This window comes from Streptomyces azureus (assembly GCF_001270025.1).
Classification (GTDB): Bacteria; Actinomycetota; Actinomycetes; order Streptomycetales; family Streptomycetaceae; genus Streptomyces; species Streptomyces azureus.
On record NZ_DF968211.1, the window covers coordinates 13,125 to 34,728 of the forward strand.

The following is a 21,604-nucleotide window of genomic DNA, read 5'->3' on the forward strand; positions in this document are numbered from 1 at the left end:
ATCGCGCGCTATGCCCCATTGCTCCAGCTCAACTCGCGTGTGCCGACGCGAACTTCCGGCACCCTATCGCCCCCTTGTCCCCACTGAGGTCAGTAGGATCACGCGGCGGCCTGCGTCCGCCTGACACGGGGCGGCGGACGGACTCTCGGGCCGGCCAAGGGAATGGATGACAGTGAGCCACATCGTCGTGAAGCGCCCGCCTCGGGTGCTGCCGTCCGAAGTGCCCACGCAGGAGATCGTCCTGCAGCCTCCGCCCGAACTGCCGCGGGGACACCGGGAGAGCGTGCTGATGCAGCTCCTGCCGACGTTGGGCATGGGTGGCTCGGTGGTCTTCTTCTTCACGAGCGGACAGCCGTTCATGAGGATCATGGGCATGATCATGATCGCCTCGACGATCGCCATGTCCGTCGCGATGGTGATCCGCTTCCGCCGCGGCTCCCAGGGGGAGTTGGCGGACATGCGCCGCGACTACCTGAGCTACCTGGCGCAGACCCGGCGCACGGCCGTCGACACGGCGAAGGCACAGCGTGACGCGCAGTACTTCCTCCACCCCTCACCCGAACAGCTGTGGGCCCTGGTCGCCGAGGGCAGCCGGGTGTGGGAACGACGCCCCGGCGACGAGGACTTCGCTCAGGTCCGCATCGGTCTCGGCTCGCAGGCCCTCGCCAGGGCCCTGGTCGCCCCCGAGACCGCTCCCGTCGCGCAGCTGGAGCCGCTGACCGCGGGTGCGATGCAGCGCTTCCTCGCCGTCCACAGCACCCTGGACGACCTGCCGATGGCGGTTTCGCTGCGGGCGTTCTACCACGTCACGATCAGCGGCGATCCGCAGTCCGTACGGTCCTCCGCCCGGGCCGTGACCGGCTCGCTGGCGGCGCTGCACTCCCCGGAGGATCTGCTCATCGTGGTGGCGGCGGGCCGCGAGGCCCTGCCCCACTGGGAGTGGGCCAAGTGGCTGCCGCACGTCCAGGCGCCCGCCGCCGTGGACGGAGCGGGCAGCCGCAGGCTGATCGACAGCGACAGCCGCGAGCTGGAGAACCTGCTCGCCACCCGGCTGACCGGCCGCCCGCGCTTCCACCCGAACGCGGCACCCCTGCCGGAGGAGCCCCACATCGTCGTCGTCCTCGACGGCCTCTCCCTGCCGCCGGACTCGGTCCTGGCCAACCCCGAAGGGCTCCAGGGGGTCACCGTCCTCGAGATCGTTCCCGGCGACCTGACCACGGGCGGCGGCGAGCTCTCCATCGTCGTACAGCCCGAAGCACTGCACCTGGAGTCGGCGCACGGTGTCGTCTACGAGGGGACTCCCGACGTCCTCTCGTACGAGTCCGCCGAGGCCCTCGCCCGGCAGCTGGCCCCGCTGCGGATGGCCTCAGGCGGGGACGACGACGAACCGCTGCTCGCCAACCTGGAGTTCACCGACCTGCTGAACCTCGGTGACGCGGCGTCGATCGACACCCAGCGCACGTGGCGGCCGCGTTCGCTGGCCGAGCGGCTGCGGGTGCCGATCGGTGTCGGCGAGGACGGCCGCCCCGTGATGCTCGACCTCAAGGAGGCCGCGCAGGAGGGCATGGGCCCGCACGGCCTGTGCGTGGGCGCCACCGGCTCCGGCAAGTCGGAGCTGCTGCGCACCCTGGTACTGGGCCTGGCGGTCACCCATTCGTCGGAGACGCTCAACTTCGTCCTGGCGGACTTCAAGGGCGGCGCGACCTTCGCCGGTATGGCGCGGATGCCGCACGTGGCGGCCGTCATCACCAACCTCGCGGACGACCTCACCCTGGTCGACCGCATGGGCGACTCCATCCGCGGCGAACTCAACCGCCGCCAGGAGATGCTGCGCGACGCGGGCAACTACGCCAACATCCACGACTACGAGAAAGCCCGCGCGGCTGGTGCGGCCCTGCAGCCCATTCCGTCGTTGGTGCTGGTCATCGACGAGTTCAGTGAGCTGCTGACGGCGAAGCCCGACTTCATCGAGATGTTCGTGCAGATCGGCCGCATCGGCCGGTCGCTCGGCGTGCATCTGCTGCTGGCGTCGCAGCGACTGGAGGAAGGACGCCTGCGTGGTCTGGAGACCTACCTGTCGTACCGAGTCGGACTGCGTACCTTCTCCGCCGCGGAGTCCCGCGCGGCGATCGGCGTACCGGACGCCTATGAACTGCCGAACGTCCCGGGCTCCGGCCTTCTGAAGTTCGGCACGGGCGAGATGGTGCGTTTCAAGGCGGCGTACGTCTCCGGCGTGTACCGCTCGGGCACGCAGCGGGCGGGGTCGGCCGGCGGCGCGCTGCCGGTGGACCGGCGGCCGGTACTGTTCACGGCAGCCGAGGTGCCGGTGCAGTACGTGGCTGTGCCGCGGCAGCGCCCTTCCACTTCGGACGGTCCGGAGGTCGACGACGCGCTCGCCGACACCGTGCTCGACGTGATCGTGCGCCGGCTGGAGGCGCAGGGTCCGGCGGCTCACCAGGTGTGGCTGCCGCCGCTGGACAGTCCGCCGCCGCTCGACGGGCTCCTGCCCGGCCTCACGGCGGTGCAGGGCCGCGGCCTCACACAGCCGGGCTACGAGGGTGCCGGCCGCCTGATCGTACCGGCGGGCCTGGTGGACAAGCCGTACGAGCAGCGCCGCGACCCGCTCTGGGTCGACTTCTCCGGCGCGGCCGGCCACATGCAGATCATCGGCGGGCCGCAGTCCGGCAAGTCGACGCTGCTGCGCACCCTGATCTCGGCGTTCGCACTCACGCACACGCCGTACGAAGTGCAGTTCTACGGCCTCGACTTCGGCGGTGGCGGCATGGCGGCGGTGGCCGGACTGCCGCACGTGGGCGGGGTCGCCTCGCGCCTGGATCCGGAGCGGGTGCGGCGCACGGTGGCCGAGGTGTACGGCGTGCTGACCCGCCGCGAGGAGTACTTCCGCTCCGCCGGCATCGCGTCGATCGCGGACTTCCGGGCCAGGCGGGCCCGGGGCGAGATCTCGGTCACGGATCAGCCCTGGGGTGACGTGTTCCTGGTCATCGACGGCTGGGGCAACTTCCGAGCGGACTACGAGGCGATGGACCAGGTGATCCACGAAATCGCCGCGCGTGGTCTCGGCTACGGCGTCCACCTGATCCTGACGGCCTCACGCTCGATGGAGGTCAGGGCCAACCTCAAGGACCACCTGATGAACCGCCTGGAGCTGCGGCTCGGCGACACGATGGACTCCGAGCTGGACCGCAAGGTGGCCGCGAACGTTCCGGCGGGCGTGCCCGGCCGCGGACAGGCCCCTCAGAAGCTGCACTTCATGGCGGCGGTGCCGCGCATCGACGGTCTGACCTCCGACACGGACCTGGCGGACGCCACGGCGGCCCTTGCGACCGAGGTCTCCCGGCACTGGCAGGCGCCCGGCGCTCCCGAAGTCCGGTTGCTGCCCCGCGAGTTCTCTGCCGAGCAGCTGCCCCCGGGCGGTCGCTTCCCGCGCCGCGGCGTCGCCTTCGCCCTCGACGAGGACAACCTCGAACCGGTCTTCGTCGACTTCGAGCAGGACCCGTTCTTCCTCGTCTTCGGCGAGAGCGAGTCGGGCAAGTCGAACCTGCTGCGGCTGCTGATCAAGCAGGTGACGCAGCGGTACTCGGGCGACGAGGCCAAGCTGTTCGTCATCGACAACCGGCGCTCGCTGCTGGACGTGACGCCGTCGTCCCACCTCGCCGAGTACATCCCCATGTCCAACTCCATGGACCACCACATGGCCGCCCTGGCCGACCTGATGAAGCGCCGCACACCGACGGCCGACGTCACGGCCCAGCAGCTTCGGGACCGGAGCTGGTGGCGCGGGCCCACGGTGTACGTCGTCATCGACGACTACGACCTCGTGGCCACGTCGAGCGGGAACCCCCTGGCAGGACTGACGGAGCTCTTGCCGTTCGCCCGGGATGTGGGGGTGCGGTTCATCATCGCGCGGTCGACAGCTGGCGCGGGGCGGGCGTCTTACGAGGCGTTCATGCAGCGGGTGAAGGAGCTGGGCGCGCAGGGTGTGGTGCTGGCCGGCGATCCGGGTGAGGGTGACCTGCTCGGTGGGGTTCGGCCGCGGCCTATGCCTGCGGGGCGGGGGGTCTTTGTGTCTCGGCGGCGGGGGAAGCCGTTGGTGCAGATCGGGTTGAGTCCGGAAGGGACGTTCTGATGGTCGGGGTAGGGATCTTCCTGCTCCCGTTGGCTCTGGTGCTCGTGGGGCTCGGTGCGGCCGATCAGCGTGCGCTGTGATGGCGGATTTCAGGAGCGTCCGTTCTGGGGTCCTGAGGCGAACGACCCGTCGGGCTCGAGGTGTCGGTTAAAGCGGATCGACGAAAATGCGAGCCTTCGCGTTGACGTCACGGACACCAACTATGAGTCCTCATGTTTCGTCTCTGGGGGCGACAAACAGCTACTGGTCGTGAAAGCACGCTTGATGGAAGGCCGGCAAAAAAGCTGGACTCAGTGGGTCAAAGGCACAGCTGCGAACGAGGAATCCACCAAATCACTCACACCCTTCACGGCCGGAGATAAAGCCGTCGCCTCCAGTAGGTTCGCGGCCATCTTCGTACCATGCACTTCACCCGGGAAGGCTCCAGGTGGACAATACAATCTCAGCGTTTCCACTGAGCTGAAGCAGGCGGGAAACTCCAGCGATGACGCGGTGCGCGATGAGCTGATCAAGCTCACAAGGACTGCCTCTTCGTATACTCACGCCAAAGCGAAGTGTGACATGACGCCAAAGATCGACGAGTAGCTCCAGACACAACAACGACTTCGCCGTAATGACACGCAATCATGACGCGCAAGCATCACGTACGCATGTGAGTAGCTAGCCCACCCGCCCCCCGGGGGCTGGTCTTCGCTAAGTTCGCACAGGGGGCGGGCTGGCCGGCAACCCCGGCGAGGGCGACGACCATGCTCGGCGTGGTTCGGTCACTGCCGATGCCTACCGGACGAGGGGCCTTCGTGTCCCGGCGAAGGGCCCAGCCTCCTGGTACAGGTCGGATTGGCGACGGACGCACAATGGAGCGGCGCTCGCGGGAGTATCTCGGCCGCCTATGGAAGGTGGACAAGTTGCCAGTCTGGCGAAAGCACACCAATCGAGCCGACGGGGGCGATGACCGCACTGTTGGCCCGAACACCGGGAGAGCGGCATAGAGATGGGCCTCTTCGACAGACTGACCGGCACCAAGCGCCCAGACAGCGGTGTCGAAGCGCGTTCTTCCGACGAGGTTCGGGCCGCACTGCTCGCGCTCAACCGGCCGGACGTGCCGTACCGCGTGCGCAATGCTTTCCCTGACGAGAAGGCTGACCTAGTGGCGGAGTGCAAGGTCCGGCAGGTGGGCGTGACCCTCAAGACCCGGATGCGCCTGATCCCGGAGAAGCGCGAGGTACGTTTCCTCGATGAGCGGTGGGAGAACCGTTCGTCTAACAACGCCAATGCGAAGTACGGACGTGGGCACGCGCCTGCGGTATACCGCCAGTGGGAGACGAAGCAGGGTCCCGACGGCCGTCGGCACAGGGTCGAGGCGTTCCGCTTCGACACGCGGGAGATGACAGACCCTTTGCGGAACGTAGTACTCGGCCTCGGATGGACCTGGCGGGGCGTATTCAAGCTCTGATCGTTGAAGGACTGACCGTGATCGCATGCTCCTCCGGGTCGCCAGAGGAGCATGCGATCACTTTGTTCTGTTGCTGCGGCAGAACGTTCTCTAGATCATCGCAGGCTGCTACTGAGATCTGAACGTTCCCGCCGGGTTCGGTGACAAAGGTGCACCAGACCCGCTTCTCATCGAAGCCCATGCGATGCCAACCCCATCGCCACGCCAGGGCCTCCACCAGGCGCAGCCCTCGGCTCTGTTCGCTGAGTAGGTCGCCAGTGCACGCCAGTTCCGGGGAACGGTCCGGAGCGTGGTCGATCACCTGGTACTAGGAGAACAGAACAGACCGACTCACCCGCCAATGCCCAAGTCATCTGGGATGTTCGGCTCATTGGTGCATGCCAGCTCATCCCGCAGCGTGCGAGCCATCTTGACGGCCAACTGCTGGTGGAACGCCTCCGAGACTCTCGGGGGATCCGGCGCGCTGACCCTGGCTTCGAGAAGCACCTGCGCCTGCTGACTTGCGCCCTTGATGGCACAGCGGAAAACGAGGTCGACGTCTCCGCCCACGCCGGAGGTGTCAGCTACATAGACGTCCGCGGCTACTCGATGCCAGCGCTCGGTGTTGGCCTGCACGGCCTTCAGGGAGTCTGCTGCCCACCCCGCCATCGACGTAAGGCGACCGTTGCCCGAGAGCCCACAGGCGTCGTATTCCTCAAATCCCCTGGATTTGTCGTAGGGGGCGATCGCTTCTTGCGTCAGATCCTTCTTGAGCTGGTCAACTGAAAGAGCACTGCTGGAGAACTTGAGATCGTCGGAATCAAGGATATCCCGCAGAGACTCCATGTTCTTGGCTCCGAACAGTGCGTTACAGGTCTTCCACTGCGTGGGGTACTTCTCACTCAGAGACTGTTCGCCCGAGCAGCCTGTCGACAATGCTAGCACCGCTATAGCCCCACACCAGGAAATCCGGATCAGCGGTCTCACGATGACACCTTTTCATTGTTCGAGATAGCCGTTTTCCCAGCCAAGTAAGACTGTTCGATCTCATTGATGAGATCGGTTGCCTCCTTGTTACTCATGCCGGTGGTCTGGGCGAAGTTAAGAACAGGCTGGGTGGCCGCCCGCTCGCCGATCTTCTCCACGTCCTGAACGGCTTGGAGTGCCTGAGGGTCGTTCGTGTACTCGTGGTCCTTCAGGTATTCCAGCGTGTGGTTGCCATATGCGGTACTGACAGCGGACCCGGCGGACTCCATGACCAACGGGACGGCGGTGGCGGCCACAACACCCGCTGCCGGGCCGAGCAGTATCGCGGCACCCGCCGTCGCTGCCACCGTGACTCCTCCACTGACGAGTGACTTGCGCCACTCTCCATTCTGCTCCTGCAGCATCTGCTGAGCCTCTTCCGAATCCTTGAATTCCTCACGAATCCCGTGGGATCGTGATTCATCGAGGATTCCATGCACTTTCGCGGCGTTTTGGGCAAACGCAATTCCGCGATCCTCGTCGGTCTCGAACGCCGCGAGACCACTCGCCATATAGAGCTGCTGAGCCGAGGTTAGTGACTTGTATCCGTCCTCGTCGCCGGCCACCAGCATCATGAAGTTCCGCGCCTTCTGCTCGTCGAAGGACGTTCGCGTTGATCCGTCGCTGCTGTTTTCGAAGAGCGCGTCTCGTTCCAGCGCATCGCCCGAGCCGCCGAAATCCATGATCGAGTAGTTGAGGTCGTCAATGTACGACGCGCCCATCTTGGCTAGGCTGTCCTTCATGCCCTCGGGCGGCGGCCCTTCCTCGGAGGCGACGTTGTAGCGCTCGATGACCTTCTTCATAATCTCGGCCGTATCCTCGTCCCGATGTAGCTCCGGCGGGTCCGCATCCCAGGCGTCACCGGTGACCGCCGCCGTCAGCGCGTGCCCGAGGGCGTCGGGGCCCATCGCCCGTGCATGCTTCGCCTCGTCACTGCCGGGGTGTACGAGGCTGTCAGGAGCCCACTCAAAGTCCTTGTCGTTCAGAGCGTCGAAGTAGTCGTAGCCGAGCGTGCCGTTCTTGTCGACCGTGCCGTCCTCCTTGTACACGGTCGGCTCGTCAGTGAAGAACTTCTTTGCGGCCTCCGGACTGTGTCCGAGTCCTTCCAGCACGCTCGAAAGCGGGTCGTAGCCCGCGCCGTTCTTTCCTGACGGGTTGTAGCCCCAGTCGAGGTCGGATCCTGGGGCCATGGGCTTGTTGCCCATGAACCGGTCAGGGTTCTCGCGATGCAGCTGGACGACGTGCTCGGCGATGGGGTTGATGAACCGCGCATCATAGTTGCCATAACGCAGGATTCCGCCCAAGACCTGATAGCCGTACGGTGCGTTGCTCCCACCGGGATAGAGCTGTAGCTGCTGCGTGCCCAGCTTGCGGAAGTCCGTCGCCCAGTTCGCCGGCAGGTGCGACTTGTTGTCGGGGTCGGTGGCAGAGGCCAGAGCCACACCCATGTTCCGCTGGAGCTGCCGACTGAGGGCGAGGCGTCGCTTGTCGTCTCCGATTGTCCCGTCGAGCGACATGCGGCCGTAGAACTCCAGAGCGTCCTTCGGACCGCCAAGTGACTTGTAGAAGTCCGTGGAGAAGTCCGCGTCCTTGGCGTTGAACCTCATGATGGAGTTCAACTCCATGTATTGCTTATCGCTCATCTCCGGGCCGAGCTTGGCAAGCTCTGCAGCGCGTTCGGCTTGGACCTCGTCGAGATTCTCGTACGAGCTGTGCCCGGCGTTGCGCGGATCGCTGCCGTGACTCTTGCGGAGCGCGCGGGCCACCGACGCATCGATCTCTGTGGCGTGCGCGATGAGCCGGTTGATCCGACTCTCCAACTCCTGCTTGGCATCGAGCTGATCCTGGGTGCGCTCGTCGGTGTCGCCGCGGATGTGCTGGAAGTAGCAGCGGACCTTGCCGTCGCCGATGTCCTCGACGCGGACCCCGAGGTTCCGCGCATCGGTCTGGACCGCGGTCTTGATCTGATTTTGAAGCGAGGCAAGTTCCGTGTGAGCGTCGTTGAGGACCTGGTAGATGCTGTCCGCCTCGGTGTGGAGGTCTGCGATCTCCTTCGTCGTCTTGGTGACGAAGCCGCGTGTCACCGTGGCGTTCGCACCAGCCCACCGGGCCTTGTCCGACTTGGCCCTCATTCCCCTGCGCGCGTTCTCCGCTGCAGTCTTGAGCTTGTCAACGGCGTTCTTCCAATCTGAAACAGCCATGGCCAGCTTGCCGAGGTCTACCTCAACCAGATCCATGTACTTGACGGCCACCGGGCTGCTCCTACTTGAAGTACTTGCTCAGCTCTGACACGGACTCAGCCAAGCCGTCTCGGCTGCGCAGTACAGCCGCAACATGGGCGTCGTCCTCGGCGTGCAGCTTTTTGCTGTAGTCGAGGTGATTGGAGATGTGCGCGCACGCCTGAAGCACCGCCTTGGACTGGGACGTCCAGACCTCGACCGTCAACTCCAGTGCACCCCCCATCGCGAAACCATGCGACTTCAGCGAGGCGGCGGCCTGCATCGTCGATCCGGCCCCATCCTTGTTCATGCCTGCGCCAGCGATGTCCGTCCCAGTGCGAAGGTCCTCGTAGAGGGTGAACGCGTCATGGCCGACGGCGCCGAGGTCGTCCTGGTTGACCACCAGATCACCGGCAACTCCACTCCCGCCTCCTCCACCACCATCCGCGGCGAGTTGGTTGAGTTGCATGCCTGTCGATCCATTCTGGGTCACCTCGGCTTTGAGCTGCTCCCACTCGTCCCAGGCCATACCCCCACGCCCTCCCCTTGGTCCCCGTTGACGCGTCAGTCCCGATGTCGACTGACCGCGGAGCTTTTTTACTCTCGCCTCAACTTACCAACGGCGGCAATGGTCTGAGCAGTCGAACATCACCAGGAAAAAACCCGGCTGATTTGATGCAATGCAGGGTGGGCACCTCCCGTGCGTGCCCACCCTGTTTCTGCCGACTGCGCGCTCCTACTGGAAGTAGCTGGCGCCCTTCAGGTCGCCGCCTCGGTAGTCACCGCCGGCGGTGTGGACGCGCTGGGAGATCTGGACCAGCGCCGTGTGGATGCCCCGCGCGTGCGTGTCCCACTGCTTGGACTTCTTCTGGAACTCCTCGTACGCCTCGCCGCCCCAGCCCGAGGACACGTTGAGCACGGCCTGCTTCAGGGCCTCGAGGTCCTCCTCGAGCTTCTTTGCCTGGTTGCCGAGCTCGGTGGCGAGCGCATCCATGGTGCCGTACGTGACGGCCAGTTCGTCGTAGTGGGCTCCGGACATGTTTCCCTCGTTTCTATGCAGATTTCAGCCGGACTGCGCAGCCCGGACCACGTTGCGGCCCCTTGCCGCCGATGGCTCGTCAGTAGCTTCAGTAGCTGTTGAGCGCCGAAGTCTTTCCACCGAGATCGTCCACCGAGATCTGCTTGAGGTCGGCCTCGATCTGGTCTTCGAGGTTGCGCTTGTCGATCTTGTTCAGGTTGATGCCCTCGAGGAAGTCGTCGAGCATCTTGCCGATCGCGGCCATGTGCTGGTTGATTTCCGTCTGCTTCATGTTGAACGCCTGGGCGCCCTGTCCCCTCCAGGCCTTCTCGATCATGTCGATCGTGCCCTGCAGCTTCGCGAGCGATCCCCTGATGTTGTCGTACCGATCGACGACCTCAGTCTGAAGCCTCTGTACATCGCCTTCATTAAGCTTGCGGTCGACCATTTGTGCACTCTCCTTCGTAAGAGCTGTGGTTCGTTTCCGAGCGCGTCACCGCGTCGGAGAGGTCGTGTGTGACCGGTTGACGTGTGTGAGTCGTCATGCTTTTCGGCGCGCGCGGATCACCGCGAAGGCTCCGCCCCCGATTACCAGGACAGCCCCTGCGGCTCCGAGGGCGACCCACATCGTGGTGCTGTCGGACGGCTCCGAGATCGATCCTGCCGCCGAAGTCTGGCCGCCGGAACTGTTCTTGGGGGCCTGTGACGAGGTTGATGCGGGAGCGGAGGGTGAGGCGGTGACGCCCGTGACGCCGGTTCCGTTCTCGAAGCTGAGGGGGTCGGTGGCGGCTGACCCCGGGTTGATGTTGCTGTTCTCCAGCACCTTGCGGGGGCGGACGGCGCCGTAGCCGAGGTAGTTGCTCCGCTCGCCCTTCGCCCAGGTACGGCCAGCTGTATCGATCATGGTGCGCAGGACCTGGTTGGCCGTCCAGTCGGGGTGGGCGGACCAGATGAGGGCGGCTGAGGCGGAGGCGATGGCAGTAGCCATACTCGTTCCTTCACCGTCGCAGTACGAGCGAAATGTTGCGTCGCACCACGTGGGAACGTTGAGACCAGGAGCTGACAGATCGACATAGTTGCCGTACTCCGAGAATTCGCCCACTTTCCCCTTGTCGTCTGCGGCAGCCACCCCGACCACGTAGGGGTAGGCCGCAGGGTAGTCGATGACGTTCTTGGAATCAGCATCGTTGCCGGTGCCGGCAAACATCAACTTACCCTTGGCGTGGGCGTACTTGATGGCCTTCTCCTCGTCCGGGTCGATGAAGCGACCGCCGTAGGACATGTTAATGATCTGAGCGTCGCTGTCCGCAGCCGCCTTAATCGCATCCGCCGCGGAGGGGGTCTTCTTCTTGTCGGTCTCGTTCTTCACACCGTTGACGAGCATCCGAATGGGAATGATCTTCGTCCCCGGGGCCAAGCCCTGCATACCCTCTCCGGCACCAGTCCCGGCAATCAATTCCGCCATGCTGGTGCCGTGGCCGTCATAGTCCTCGGTAGCGTTGTACGAGACTGCATCCGGTACCTCGTCCCCGAGTACTTGACCCTTCAGGGAAGGTGTATCGGGATTCACGCCGGTGTCCAGCACGGCAACTTTGACGCCTTTGCCGGTGCTGATCTTCCACATGTCTTCGGCGTGCATCGCGTTCAAGTACCACTGCTTCGACTGAACGTCTGCGGCAGTCGCGCTCGGAGCCAGCCCCGAAGACATGAATGCGAAAGCACCGAGTGCCGCGCACGCGGTGGACACCCGTCTTCCGGCACGTCCTGCGAAGAACGCCGTCAATCCGCCACGTGGGCTGGTCCCTGTCATGCCGCTGTAGATCCTCGCTTTGATCAGTCAGTCACTGGTGGCGTGTTGCGTCGCGGGGTCTCCGGTTGAGACTCACCCTCACGATCCCTGCGGTTCGTGTTTCGTCGGTTTCCCGTGCGGCCGTGCGGCGCGCCTGCACCGCCACCGGCCGGTCCACCGCTTCTCCCTGATGGGGCTCGCCCCTTGGGTGTACCGACGACGCCGTCGGCATTGCCCGCGGCTGGACGCGCAGTCTGGGCCGGACGAGCGCCAGGGGTGGAGTTCGGCGCTCCGATCACCCCGCGCTGCCCGATTTGGCCAGCGGGCGCACCGGAGCCGGTATTGCCGCCAGCGCCGACGACCGTACCGCGCGGTACCTTGGAACCGGTCACCCCTTGAGGACCTGCGGCGGGTCTTCCTCCGACAATTCCATTACCGCGCGCCGCACCTGTGGCACTCGCGCCGCCCGAGCGGTCGCCCACCGGCCCTCCGACAGTGCGTGGCATTCCGCCGGAGACGCCTCGGCCCATGGGCGAAGCGCTGCTACCTCGAGCACCTGACTGCCCCGTGGTGGTGGCGTGCCCCATCGGGCCAGTCGTACCGCGACCGCCGAGGGTACCGCTCGGAGTGCCTGTACGACCTTGAGCCGAGATCGGGGCCCTGCTGCCGTTCGCTCCGCCGAAGCTCGAGGTGCGGCCGGCCAGCCCGCGCTGGGCAGGAGGAACCGTGCCGGAGGGAAAGGGAGGGGTGATCCCACCGTTGCCGCTCGGCCCCGTCACCGCATGTGGCGCATTGGTAAGCGGCCTTGTGGTTTCCTGGGGCAGCATGGTGCCGACGCTGTCGATCCTCGTGCCAACGTTCCCATCCTGCGGAATCGCCGAGTCGTCCACTTTCCTCAGCGGCGGCGTGGTGTCTCCCGAACGCGCGTGTTCCGTTCCCGTCGTCGGAGTGTCGTATCCGGCAACCACGGACTCACGAACAGCCGCAAGTCCCCCGGGGCTTTGCACTTCCCCATCGCTGCGCTCGATTGGCGCCCTATAGGACGGAGCCGGCTTAGGCACCCCCACATCCGGCATAGGCTCGAACGTCGGCGGCTCCTGCGCCGCCATGATCTCTTCCGACACCGCGTAGAAGGACGCCAGCCGGTTCATCTGGTTGATCGCCTCTTGGCGGTCCTTCTCGGCCTTGACCGCAGCCGCGTACTCCGCGTTGCTTTCGATTTGCTTGGGCGTCGGAATGTCCGCGACCGCCTTGGGGTCCTCGCGGGTGTCGCGGGGCGGCATGGCGCTGCGGACGGAGGCGAGGCCCGTGGCCGCTGCCGTGATCTGGGTGCCGGCGGCGTCGGCGAAAGCGGCGAGTTTGCGGGCGTGGATGACGAGATTGGCTCCCCACTTGCGGAAAGCCTCGCCCGACTCGCCCTCCCAGTCGACCCGGGTGATGTGGCCCTCGAGTTCCTCGGCGGCGTCTTCGATGGCGGTCTGGGCGTTCAGCAGAGCAGTGCCCGCAAGCTCCAAGTCCTCTGGTTTTGCGGACTCGACCATGTCGATCATGTCGTTCAGGGCGTGGCCCTCGAAGTTCGTCTTGCCGAAGACCCGGGGGACATTCCAGCCGAAGGGGAGGAGCTGGGCTACCCCCGTCGCTCCGCTCACCATGTCGATGGCGCTGACCTGCGCCGCGGCCTGCTCCCTCTCCGCCTGGTGCGAATCCTGGGGGTTCTGCTTGTCGCTCACTAGTAGGTGACCGTCCGCTCGTTGTTGCTCTTCGGTGCGGACTCGCCCTGCTTCGCAGCCTCCGCCGCTGCCCTCTCCTGCTTCGCTTCAAGCTGCTGACGGCCGATATCAGCCCTGATCTCCCAGAACCGCCGCCGCTCCTCCTCGTCGATGTTGCTGAAGTTTCCGCCCGCGCCCGTGACGGCGATCTGCATCGCCTCGATCTGAAGGCCCAGGTTCTTGGAGAGTGCGGTGAGACGTTCGTGGACGCGCTCGTACTGGCTGTGGAGGCCCTTGGCCTCGGCGAAGCCGCCCGAACCGCTGAAAGAGGCCTCGGAGAGGGCGTGCGCCGCGATCTTCTGAGGGCTGCCGGGTGAGCCCTCGAATGTGGAGAGCACGGCATCGACACGCTTCTTGAAGGTCCCCAGCGCCTCCAAGCCGACCTTGAAACCCTCCGCAGGCAGCATGCCTTCCCTCCCCGTTCCCCGTTAATAAAGTCGTTGAGCGGTGCACAGGTGTTGACCCGATCGGCACACTCGATGACCACTGTAGTCATAGTGTGAGACGCGGCCAACTGAACTTTGTGGTATGCGAGTTACCAGGGGGACCAGACCCGGCCGAGCCACGAAGTCAGCAACCCCCCTCACGCGTCGTCACCGCGAAGTCGTACGAAGGGATCGTCACCGTCCCCTGACCTCCCGCGATTCCCGGCGGCTCATAGTCCCCGTCCTTCGACCGGGTGCGGGTGACCTGCATACAGAAGGCCGAGCCGCCGCCGCTGACCGTGTAACGCGCCTCGGAGGCCGTGCTCGTGGCGGCGGGCGTCGCGTTCACGCCGTACTGCGGGGCGTCGCCGCCGCCGTGCTCGACGACCTCGTTTTCGATCTTCGTCGCGTATTCGTCGATCCAGCGGGTGTCGTTGTCCTCGGCATAGATGTCGCCGAAGCCGGAACTGCCGTCCAAGGCGTCCGTGGCCCCCTGCACCGCGCTGGTCAGCTCGCTGTCATCCCACGCCGTGTCGTCGGAGACGCCGAAGCCCTGCACGCTCAGGTAGATGCCAACGCCGGCCAAGGCGACGAAGGTGACGCGAGCGGCGACGAAGAAGGCGTCGGGCAGTTCCTCGGTCGACGGATTGATGCCGGCGCGCCACGCCCGGATGCGGTCCGCCTTGATGCAGGCCATGGCCAGCAGCACGGCGGACAGGATGAGGCCCAGGACATTCAGTTGGGTCAGCGCGTCCATGATCCGCCCTCCAGTCGTCGCCTCTGCCTGCGCCGCGCGTCCCGGAGCGCCACCGCCGTGCCGCCCAGCGCCGCGACGAGGACCACCGCGCCCACGGCCACGTACGTGGCGAGGCGGGCGTTGCGTTCCTCGGCGGTTTCGCCGATCTGGAACTTGGCCGGGGTGGGGGCTTCCGGTTTGCCCAGGCCTGCCTGGGGGTTGGGAGACTCTATGGGGTGTTCGTCCTGCGTCAGGGCGCGTACGGGGTCGACCACTCCCCAGCCGACCAGGCGGTCGTGGCCCGCGACGGTGCGCTCCGCGGTCTGTTCGATCTGGGCGACGATCTGCCGGGCCGTCCAGTCGGGGTGTTTCGCCTTGATCAGCGCCGCGAGGCCGGCGACGTACGGCGCCGAGAAGCTCGTACCGTTGTCGGAGCAGTGGCCGCCCTTGGGGACGGTGGAGATCATGTCGACACCGGGGGCCGCGACGCCGACGAACTCGCCGGACTGGGAGAAGGCGGCGCGCTCGTTGTTGCGGTCCGAGGCGGCCACGGCGAGGACGCCCTCGTAGGAGGCCGGGTAGGTCTCCTTGACGTTGCCGCCGAGGCCGTCGTTGCCCGCCGAGGCCACGACCACGATCTTCTTGTTCAGAGCCTGGTCGATCGCCAGCTTCAGATCGGACGTCGACGTCATCGGTTTCGTGGTGTCCTGGGAGATGTTGATGACGTGGGCCCCGGCCTGGACGGCGTAGCGGATCGCGTCGGTCAGGGAGTCGACGTCGCCGTTGCCCTCCGCGTCGTTCTGCTGGATCGGGATGATCGTCGCCTCGGGGGCCAGGCCCACGAAGCCGGTGCCCTTGGCGGGCCGGGCCGCGATGATGCCGGCGACCTTGGTGCCGTGGCCGACCGTGTCCGTGGTGCCGTTCTCCTTGCCCCGCTCGATCGGGTTGCCGTCGTCGTCCTTGAGGTTCTTGGGCAGGAAGTTGCGGCCACTCTTCACGTCGACAGCCTCGGTGAGTTGAGGGTTCGTCACGTCGACGCCGGTGTCGATCACCGCCACCCGCATGCCCTTGCCCTTGGACTGGCTCCACAGTTCGTCCAGAAGGACGCGCTGCAGGGACCAGGGCCGGCCCGGGTACTTGCCGTTGGGAAACGAGCACTGGTCCGAGTACGGGAGGTCGGCCGCCGCCGCGGGGGGCGCGAGGACGACGGGGGCGGTCGTGAGCAGGGTCGCGGCCGCCACCGTGGTCGCCGTACGGAGGAAGGAGGGCATGTGCGGCATGTCCGGACCCCTCAGGAACCCTGCGGCTGGCGTGCCGCCGTCGTCGACAGGCGTGGGCCGGTGGGCAGGAACTCCGACCAGGCGGCGGGGATCGGCGCGGGGTCCACGTCCTTGTAGCCGAGCCGGGTCTGGGCCTGCCGGGCCTCCTGCTGGGCCTGCTCGCGGTCCTTGGCCGTCGTACCGATGCCGGCGTCGTCCGCGCCGCTGTCGGCGTTGGACTGCAGGACGTAGCGCAGGCCCGTGTCGGTGACGAGGAAGACGGGGCCGGCCTTGGTCTCCCTGCCCTGGAACTGGCGGTAGAGCTGACCGGAGCCGGGGGTGACGTAGGCGCTGGAGGAGCCGGTGGGGAGCTTGGCCGGGAAGTCCGTGCCCGCCCAGGTGCTCAGGGTCGTGGCGCCGGAGCCGGCGTTGACGCCGCGCAGGACGTTGCAGACGGTGCTGCGGCTTCCTGCCGCGCCGGAGGCTTCGTTGACGGGCTGGGGGTCCTCGGTCGGCCAGCGGTGCTCGGTGCCGAACGGCTTGCCGGGGACGATCGCACCGGGGCTCATGCCCTTGGCTTCACCGGCCTGGCCGAGGGAGGCCAGGTCCTCGCTGAACAGCAGGAGTTGGGCGACGAAGGCCGAGATGGGGGCGACCCGGCCCGGCAGCACCACGTAGTACTGGTCGCTGTTGAGGTCGGACGCCTTGAGCACCATGCCGACCTTGTTGGTCTTCTCGTCCAGTTGACCTGGGGCGTCGGCCGCGATGCCTACCTGGTCGGGGATCTCCGGGAAGGAGATCGGGTCGCCGGTGTGCAGGGTGTCCAGCCACTCCTTGGACACCTTCTGCGGCTTGCGTCCGGAGCCGACGACGGCGCGCAGCAGCAGTTCATCGCTCTTGTCGATGGGGTACGAGCGTCCACTCGGGTCCACCACGTAGTGGGTCCCGTTCGGGGAGACGACGTAGAGGAGTTGACCGCCCGTCAGCTTCTCGCCCTTGCCTTCAGTCGCTTTCATGTCGCGTGAGGCGAGGACGAGGGCCGCCTTCTGGATGGACTCGCCGCCCGCGCTGGGGCGTTCGCAGACCGCCCAGCGCTTCTCGCTGCCCGCCTCGGACGCCGGGGGAAGGCGGTCGGGCGCGTACGGGATGCCGATGGTGACGCCGTGCGGGATCTTGCCGTTGTCGAGGACGGACTCGGCGACGGTCACCACCTCGCCCTGGCCCTCGTTGAGGAGCAGCTTGGCGGACGCCATGTTGAGGACCGGGTGCAGCTGGACCTGTTTGCCGGTCTTCAGGACGACGTAGCGCGTGGTCGAGTCGCTGGCGACGATCACCTTGGCGTTGGGCTCGTTCCAGCCCTTGGGTGCGGTGGGCTTGAACATGCCCCAGGCCCCGAACACGGCCATGACGACCACACCCACGATGACGCCGGGGACGACCGCGCGCAGCGGACGAGGTGCCCCCTCCTCCGAACCGTCGGGCGACGACTGCAGGAAGGCCGCGAGCATGCGGCGTTTCGCGAAGGTGTAGGCATTGAGCTGGTCGCGCCGAGATGCCATCTGTGCCTGTCTCTCCCCGTGTTCACATGTGCCGCGCTCGCCAGGTGTGACATGGTCCCCCGCCCCCGGTGTCAGAGCGGCCCCCTACTATGCCTGGTATCCGCGGGGACTTGCGGAGCGGGTAGGGTACCCGGGCCATCAAGGGCCTTGTGCGGTGCTGAAATACCGGCGAGTTGCTAGCAAAACGGGGGGATGGAGTGATGGCATCCGGAACGCGCGCCCGGTCCCGTGACCGATCGCGGACACGGGGCGCTGCGGCGCCCCCGCAGAGACCGGCGCAGCGGCCGGCCTCGCCGGGCGCATTCCGCTCCAAGGTGCGTTCGGGGCAGGTCGGGGCATTCCGGTTGCAGCGTCTTGTCCTGTTCGAGATCGCGGCCGCCGTCCTGCTCGTCGGATGGGTGATCGATCCCGTGGCCCTGGTGCCTGCGGCTGCCCTCGCAGTCTGTCTGGTGCTGCTCTCATTCCTCCGTCGCCGCGGCCGTTCCCTGCCCGAATGGCTGGCCACGGCGCAGGCGTTGCGTGCGCGGCAGCGGCGGGCGGCGAATACGCCGATACCGGAGGGCACGGAGCCCGGGCTGGCGCCAACCTTGGAGTGCGACCCGAGTCTGCGGACGTACACGTACGCCGGCCGTGACCGCCGGCATGTCGGAATCGTCGGGGACGGTACGTTCGTCACCGCGGTCCTCCATGTCGAGGCCGACGCCACCGCGCTGCGGGCCGAGCGGAACAGACAGCCGTTGCCGCTCTCTCTGGTATACGACGCCCTGGAGGTGGACGGTGTCCGGCTGGAGTCGGCGCAGGTCGTGCTCCACACCCAGCCCGCACCCGCGATCCATCTGCCCCAGCAGTCCGTGGCCGTCGCCAACTACGCGCCCTTGCAGGAACAGACGGGTGCGCCGGCCGTACGCATCACGTGGATCGCGTTGAAGCTCGACCCGGAACTGTGCCCGGAAGCCGTGGCCGCGCGCGGGGGCGGCCTGGTCGGAGCGCAGAAGTGTGTCGTGCGTGCCGCCGATCATCTCGCGAGCCGACTCACCGGAGCCGGATTCCGGACGACCCTCCTCGACGAGGAGCAGCTGATCTCCGCCATCGCCACTTCGGCCTGCGCCAACCCGCTGGTGACGGCGGAGGCGGGGCGGACGGACACGCGGGCGCGGCGGACCGAGGAGTCAGGCCGGAACTGGCGCTGCGACAACCGCAGACACACCACGTACTGGATCCGTCGGTGGCCCGCACTGGGTGGCGAGAGGGCGCCGTCGCTGCCGCAGCTCGTCGCTCTGGTCACTGCCGTCCCCACCCTCGCCACCACCTTCAGCCTCACGCTCAGGCGCGGGGAGCGGAAGGAGGTGTCCGTGTGCGGGCACCTGCGGGTGACCGGGCGCAGCGACGACGAACTCGTCGCCGCCCGGCGCGCAGTGCAGGCCGCGGCCCGGCACACGGGCATGGGACTCGCCCGCCTCGACCGGGAACAGGTACCCGGCATGCTCGCCACTCTGCCCCTCGGAGGTACCCGGTGACGGCGACGACCCCGCGCGTGGGACAGGCGGCGGCCACCGGCCGGGGCGAGCCGCAGACCTCTGCCCCCGGGCGGGCGCGTGAACTGCTGCGCCGCGGCTTCGGGTTGATCGGCCCGAGACACCCGCGGCACTCGGTGACCGTCGACCAACTGGGCACCCTCGCCCTCCCCGTCGCCGACGACGGCGTCGTCATCGGCGTGGACGCCGAGAGCCGGCCCGCGGTACTCGGGCTCAATCGGCCGATGCCGTACGACGTCGTCCTCATCGGCGGGCTGTGGACCGTGCAGGTCATCGCGCTCAGGGCGGCGGCGACGGGGGCGCGGGTCGCCGTGGAGACGGGGCGGGCGCAGGTCTGGATGCAGATGGTGCACGCCATGGGGGGCGGGCAGAACGGGATGGCCGTGTACGACGTCGGGCGGGTGCCGCCGCAGGGTGCCTCAGCCGGTACGCCGGTGCTGGTGGTGCGGGACTGCGGGATGCGGCCACCTCGCGGTCGGGTCGTCTCCGGGCCCTGGCAATCGGTGTTGACCCTGTTGCCGTACGTCAGCCCTGTCGCTCCGCGGCTCGTGCGGCAGGCGCGGCTGGTCGGGATTCAGAGGGTATCGCCGGACGAGGCCACGGAGCTGGGCCGGACGATGGCGCTCACCCGAGCCGAGATGGACTCCCTGCCGGGGCTCTCCGACGGTCTCACCCTGTGGTGTACCGATCGCGATCGGCAGTACGTGATGACACAGCCCACGGACGCGGAGACGGGGCTGTTGGGTACGCCACGCCGGGTGGACTGACAGACCTCGTAGCGAAAGCGCTCATAGAACCCGGTTTGTCAACTGTTGCGCCAGGAATTACGTCGCATTTGCGTGGCTTTCAAAGGCCGGCGTTGCTGTGGAGGGGCTGACGGGCCTGCCGGGGCGAGGCGTGTGGTGATTAGGCTGGTACAGGGCGCGACGTCAGAACCCGTGGAGTAGGCGTCGGCGTCCCAGGGGGAAGCGGGGGCGCCTGTGGATCGGACGGCCTCGGACGGCCTCCATACGCCTCAAACGACATCGCACGACGTCGGACGACAAGCAAGGGTCGCCCCAGCACGGCATGAGGGTGCTCGACCACACCAGGAGGAACACTGTGAGCAGCGATCGGGACGGGAACCGCGGGGGCTGGGCGACACCCGGCGATGACCAGCCCGACGCGGAGTCCGCGGCAGAGATGACGGGCGAGTTCACCATCGACTACGCGCCGCCGGCCTGGTACACGCAGAACGCCTCGGGGAGTTCGGGCTCGGGGCGGGGGGCGGGCGCGTCCGAGGACTCCAGTGCTTCCGGGGCGTCCGGGGGGTCCCGTCCGCAGGGCGGTTCCGGGGTGCAGGGTTCCGGGGTGCAGGGTTCCGGGGGGCGCGGGGGTTCCGGGGCGCCGAGCGGGCCGGTTCCGCCGCTGCCGGGGCTCACTCCGCCGCCACATGCCAACCCTTCCGGTGGGGCGTCGTCCATTCCGAGGCAGGGCCAGGGGCAGGGCTCCGGCTCGGCTCCGGCACCGGCTCCTTCTCCGGCTCCGGGAGCGCCCTTCACGCCGCCCGCGCCGTCGCCTGCTCCAGGGGCTTCGTTCACGCCTCCCGCGCCTCCCGCGCCCTCGCCGGGCACGCCCTTCACGCCGCCCGCGCCTGCTGCCGGGGGGCCGTCTACCGGAGGGCCGGCTGCCGTGCCCAGGCTTCCGGTGGGGTTCGAGCCGCAGGGGTCGCAGCAGTCGCAGGGAGCGCAGTCACCGGGGTCGCATCCGCAGGAGCGGACCGAGGCGGCCGCGGCGGATCCGGCCTCTCCTACAGCCGTGCCGAACATCCCCGTCGGTGGGTATCAGGCGCAGTGGGCGCCGGCCGCTCCGGCGGAAGCTCCGGCCACTCCCGAGGCTTCGGCCGCTCCGGCCACGCCCCCGGCTGCTTCGGCTGCTCCGGCTGCCGATGACGCGGAGCCGGAGAACGGTGATCTGGAGAGCGGTGCCACGATGCGCTTCTCCGCCGTTGCCCTGAAGCGGGAGATCGCGGAGCGTGCCGCCGAGGCCGAGGCCCGGCTGGAGTCGGCCGACGAGGACCGGGACGAAGACAAGAGCAGGGACGAGCACAGCGCGGTCGCTTCCGGTCCGGCTGACGGGGAGCAGCCGGGCGAGGAGTCCGGCGGTGACGTCGAGGACGCTCCGACCATCGCCGACGAGGACGTCTCCTCCGACACGGCGGCCGCGGTCGACGTGGCTGACGTGTCCGGTGCGGACGGTCCTGCTTCCGACGATGCCGCCAGCGGGAACGTGAACCCCGCGGTGACCGCACCGGAGGAGGAAGCTCCGGAGGCGGAGGCGGAGGCGGACGAGGCCGTGCCGCAGAATGCCGAGCCTGAGGACTCCGTGACTGCGGATGCGGACTCGGTGGATGCCGTGCCCGCGGCGGACGCGGTGACTGCCGATGAGGACCCGGCAGATGTAGTGCCCGCGGACGAGGTCACGGCCGCTCCCGAGCCGGCCGGCGCCCAGCCCGACGACGCCCCGCCCGCCGCCGCACAGCCTGCCGACGCCCCGGCTTCCGACGCCCGGGCCTTGGACTCAGAGCCCGCCGGCGCGGTGCCCGCCGACGCTGCTCCCGAGGACAGCGTTCCGCAGGACACCGCCGGGCCGGATGGGTCGGACGCACAGCCCGCCTGGACTCCCCCGGCCCCGCAGGCCATGCCGCCGCT

Annotated in this window: 15 protein-coding genes and 2 pseudogenes; 6 read left to right on the top strand and 11 right to left on the bottom strand. The window is 67.5% G+C overall.

All coding sequences use genetic code 11. From position 1 onward, the window contains the following. Window positions 1-172: 172 nt before the first annotated feature. Entirely contained in the window at window positions 173-4,147 is a 3,975-nt protein-coding gene (gene eccCa, locus AOQ53_RS04935; RefSeq protein WP_174523231.1) for a type VII secretion protein EccCa, read from the top strand. Window positions 4,148-5,138: 991 nt separating this feature from the next. Further along, entirely contained in the window at window positions 5,139-5,600 is a 462-nt protein-coding gene (locus tag AOQ53_RS04940; protein ID WP_059415301.1) for a hypothetical protein, read from the top strand. Window positions 5,601-5,930: 330 nt separating this feature from the next. Here AOQ53_RS04940 and AOQ53_RS04945 read toward each other — a convergent pair whose 3' ends face one another. The 11 genes from AOQ53_RS04945 to eccB form a co-directional block, all read right to left on the bottom strand. Then, on the bottom strand, window positions 5,931-6,566 hold the full coding sequence (locus AOQ53_RS04945; protein ID WP_148640290.1) for a hypothetical protein: 636 nt from the start codon (window positions 6,564-6,566) through the stop codon (window positions 5,931-5,933). Further along, entirely contained in the window at window positions 6,563-8,857 is a 2,295-nt protein-coding gene (locus AOQ53_RS04950; RefSeq protein ID WP_059415304.1) for a hypothetical protein, read from the bottom strand. The genes AOQ53_RS04945 and AOQ53_RS04950 overlap by 4 nt, the downstream gene beginning before the upstream one ends. A 10-nt stretch (window positions 8,858-8,867) precedes the next feature. Further along, on the bottom strand, window positions 8,868-9,353 hold the full coding sequence (locus tag AOQ53_RS04955; protein WP_059415305.1) for a hypothetical protein: 486 nt from the start codon (window positions 9,351-9,353) through the stop codon (window positions 8,868-8,870). A gap of 207 nt (window positions 9,354-9,560) precedes the next feature. Then, window positions 9,561-9,863, bottom strand: coding sequence for a WXG100 family type VII secretion target (locus AOQ53_RS04960; protein ID WP_059415306.1), 303 nt, complete (start codon window positions 9,861-9,863; stop codon window positions 9,561-9,563). Window positions 9,864-9,951: 88 nt separating this feature from the next. Next, complete coding sequence (locus tag AOQ53_RS04965) at window positions 9,952-10,290, bottom strand: WXG100 family type VII secretion target (RefSeq protein ID WP_059415308.1); 339 nt, start codon at window positions 10,288-10,290, stop codon at window positions 9,952-9,954. Window positions 10,291-10,383: 93 nt separating this feature from the next. Further along, on the bottom strand, window positions 10,384-11,550 hold the full coding sequence (locus AOQ53_RS04970; protein WP_059415319.1) for a S8 family serine peptidase: 1,167 nt from the start codon (window positions 11,548-11,550) through the stop codon (window positions 10,384-10,386). Between the two features lie 125 nt (window positions 11,551-11,675). Next, entirely contained in the window at window positions 11,676-13,361 is a 1,686-nt protein-coding gene (locus AOQ53_RS44440; protein WP_167745680.1) for a WXG100 family type VII secretion target, read from the bottom strand. Then, window positions 13,361-13,807, bottom strand: a complete 447-nt coding sequence (locus AOQ53_RS04980; protein WP_063888862.1) for a hypothetical protein — start codon at window positions 13,805-13,807, stop codon at window positions 13,361-13,363. The genes AOQ53_RS44440 and AOQ53_RS04980 overlap by 1 nt, the downstream gene beginning before the upstream one ends. Before the next feature lie 163 nt (window positions 13,808-13,970). After that, on the bottom strand, window positions 13,971-14,582 hold the full coding sequence (locus AOQ53_RS04985; protein WP_059415311.1) for a hypothetical protein: 612 nt from the start codon (window positions 14,580-14,582) through the stop codon (window positions 13,971-13,973). Continuing rightward, entirely contained in the window at window positions 14,570-15,841 is a 1,272-nt protein-coding gene (mycP, locus tag AOQ53_RS04990; protein ID WP_059415312.1) for a type VII secretion-associated serine protease mycosin, read from the bottom strand. The genes AOQ53_RS04985 and mycP overlap by 13 nt, the downstream gene beginning before the upstream one ends. Before the next feature lie 11 nt (window positions 15,842-15,852). Continuing rightward, on the bottom strand, window positions 15,853-17,379 hold the full coding sequence (gene eccB, locus AOQ53_RS04995; RefSeq protein WP_059415314.1) for a type VII secretion protein EccB: 1,527 nt from the start codon (window positions 17,377-17,379) through the stop codon (window positions 15,853-15,855). Window positions 17,380-17,579: 200 nt separating this feature from the next. Here eccB and eccE point away from each other — a divergent pair, with 200 nt between their 5' ends. The 4 genes and pseudogenes from eccE to AOQ53_RS05015 form a co-directional block, all read left to right on the top strand. Further along, window positions 17,580-18,896, top strand: coding sequence for a type VII secretion protein EccE (gene eccE / locus AOQ53_RS05000; RefSeq protein WP_078945158.1), 1,317 nt, complete (start codon window positions 17,580-17,582; stop codon window positions 18,894-18,896). Further along, on the top strand, window positions 18,893-19,681 hold the full coding sequence (locus AOQ53_RS05005) for a hypothetical protein (RefSeq protein WP_408055137.1): 789 nt from the start codon (window positions 18,893-18,895) through the stop codon (window positions 19,679-19,681). Before eccE ends, AOQ53_RS05005 begins: the two co-directional genes overlap by 4 nt. Before the next feature lie 301 nt (window positions 19,682-19,982). Beyond that, window positions 19,983-20,144: pseudogene (locus AOQ53_RS47260) on the top strand (SCO5717 family growth-regulating ATPase); the annotation flags it as partial. 741 nt (window positions 20,145-20,885) lie between these two features. After that, window positions 20,886-21,604, top strand: a pseudogene (locus tag AOQ53_RS05015) (topoisomerase II); the annotation flags it as partial.

Excerpts from the sequence above, each read along its gene's own strand:
- AOQ53_RS04940 (WP_059415301.1), top strand. The coding sequence starts at position 5,139 with ATGGGCCTCTTCGACAGACTGACCGGCACCAAGCGCCCAGACAGCGGT.
- AOQ53_RS04955 (WP_059415305.1), bottom strand. The coding sequence starts at position 9,353 with ATGGCCTGGGACGAGTGGGAGCAGCTCAAAGCCGAGGTGACCCAGAAT.
- AOQ53_RS04960 (WP_059415306.1), bottom strand. The coding sequence starts at position 9,863 with ATGTCCGGAGCCCACTACGACGAACTGGCCGTCACGTACGGCACCATG.
- AOQ53_RS04965 (WP_059415308.1), bottom strand. The coding sequence starts at position 10,290 with ATGGTCGACCGCAAGCTTAATGAAGGCGATGTACAGAGGCTTCAGACT.
- AOQ53_RS04970 (WP_059415319.1), bottom strand. The coding sequence starts at position 11,550 with ATGTCTTCGGGGCTGGCTCCGAGCGCGACTGCCGCAGACGTTCAGTCG.
- AOQ53_RS04980 (WP_063888862.1), bottom strand. The coding sequence starts at position 13,807 with ATGCTGCCTGCGGAGGGTTTCAAGGTCGGCTTGGAGGCGCTGGGGACC.
- AOQ53_RS04985 (WP_059415311.1), bottom strand. The coding sequence starts at position 14,582 with ATGGACGCGCTGACCCAACTGAATGTCCTGGGCCTCATCCTGTCCGCC.
- mycP (WP_059415312.1), bottom strand. The coding sequence starts at position 15,841 with ATGCCGCACATGCCCTCCTTCCTCCGTACGGCGACCACGGTGGCGGCC.
- eccB (WP_059415314.1), bottom strand. The coding sequence starts at position 17,379 with ATGGCATCTCGGCGCGACCAGCTCAATGCCTACACCTTCGCGAAACGC.
- eccE (WP_078945158.1), top strand. The coding sequence starts at position 17,580 with ATGGCATCCGGAACGCGCGCCCGGTCCCGTGACCGATCGCGGACACGG.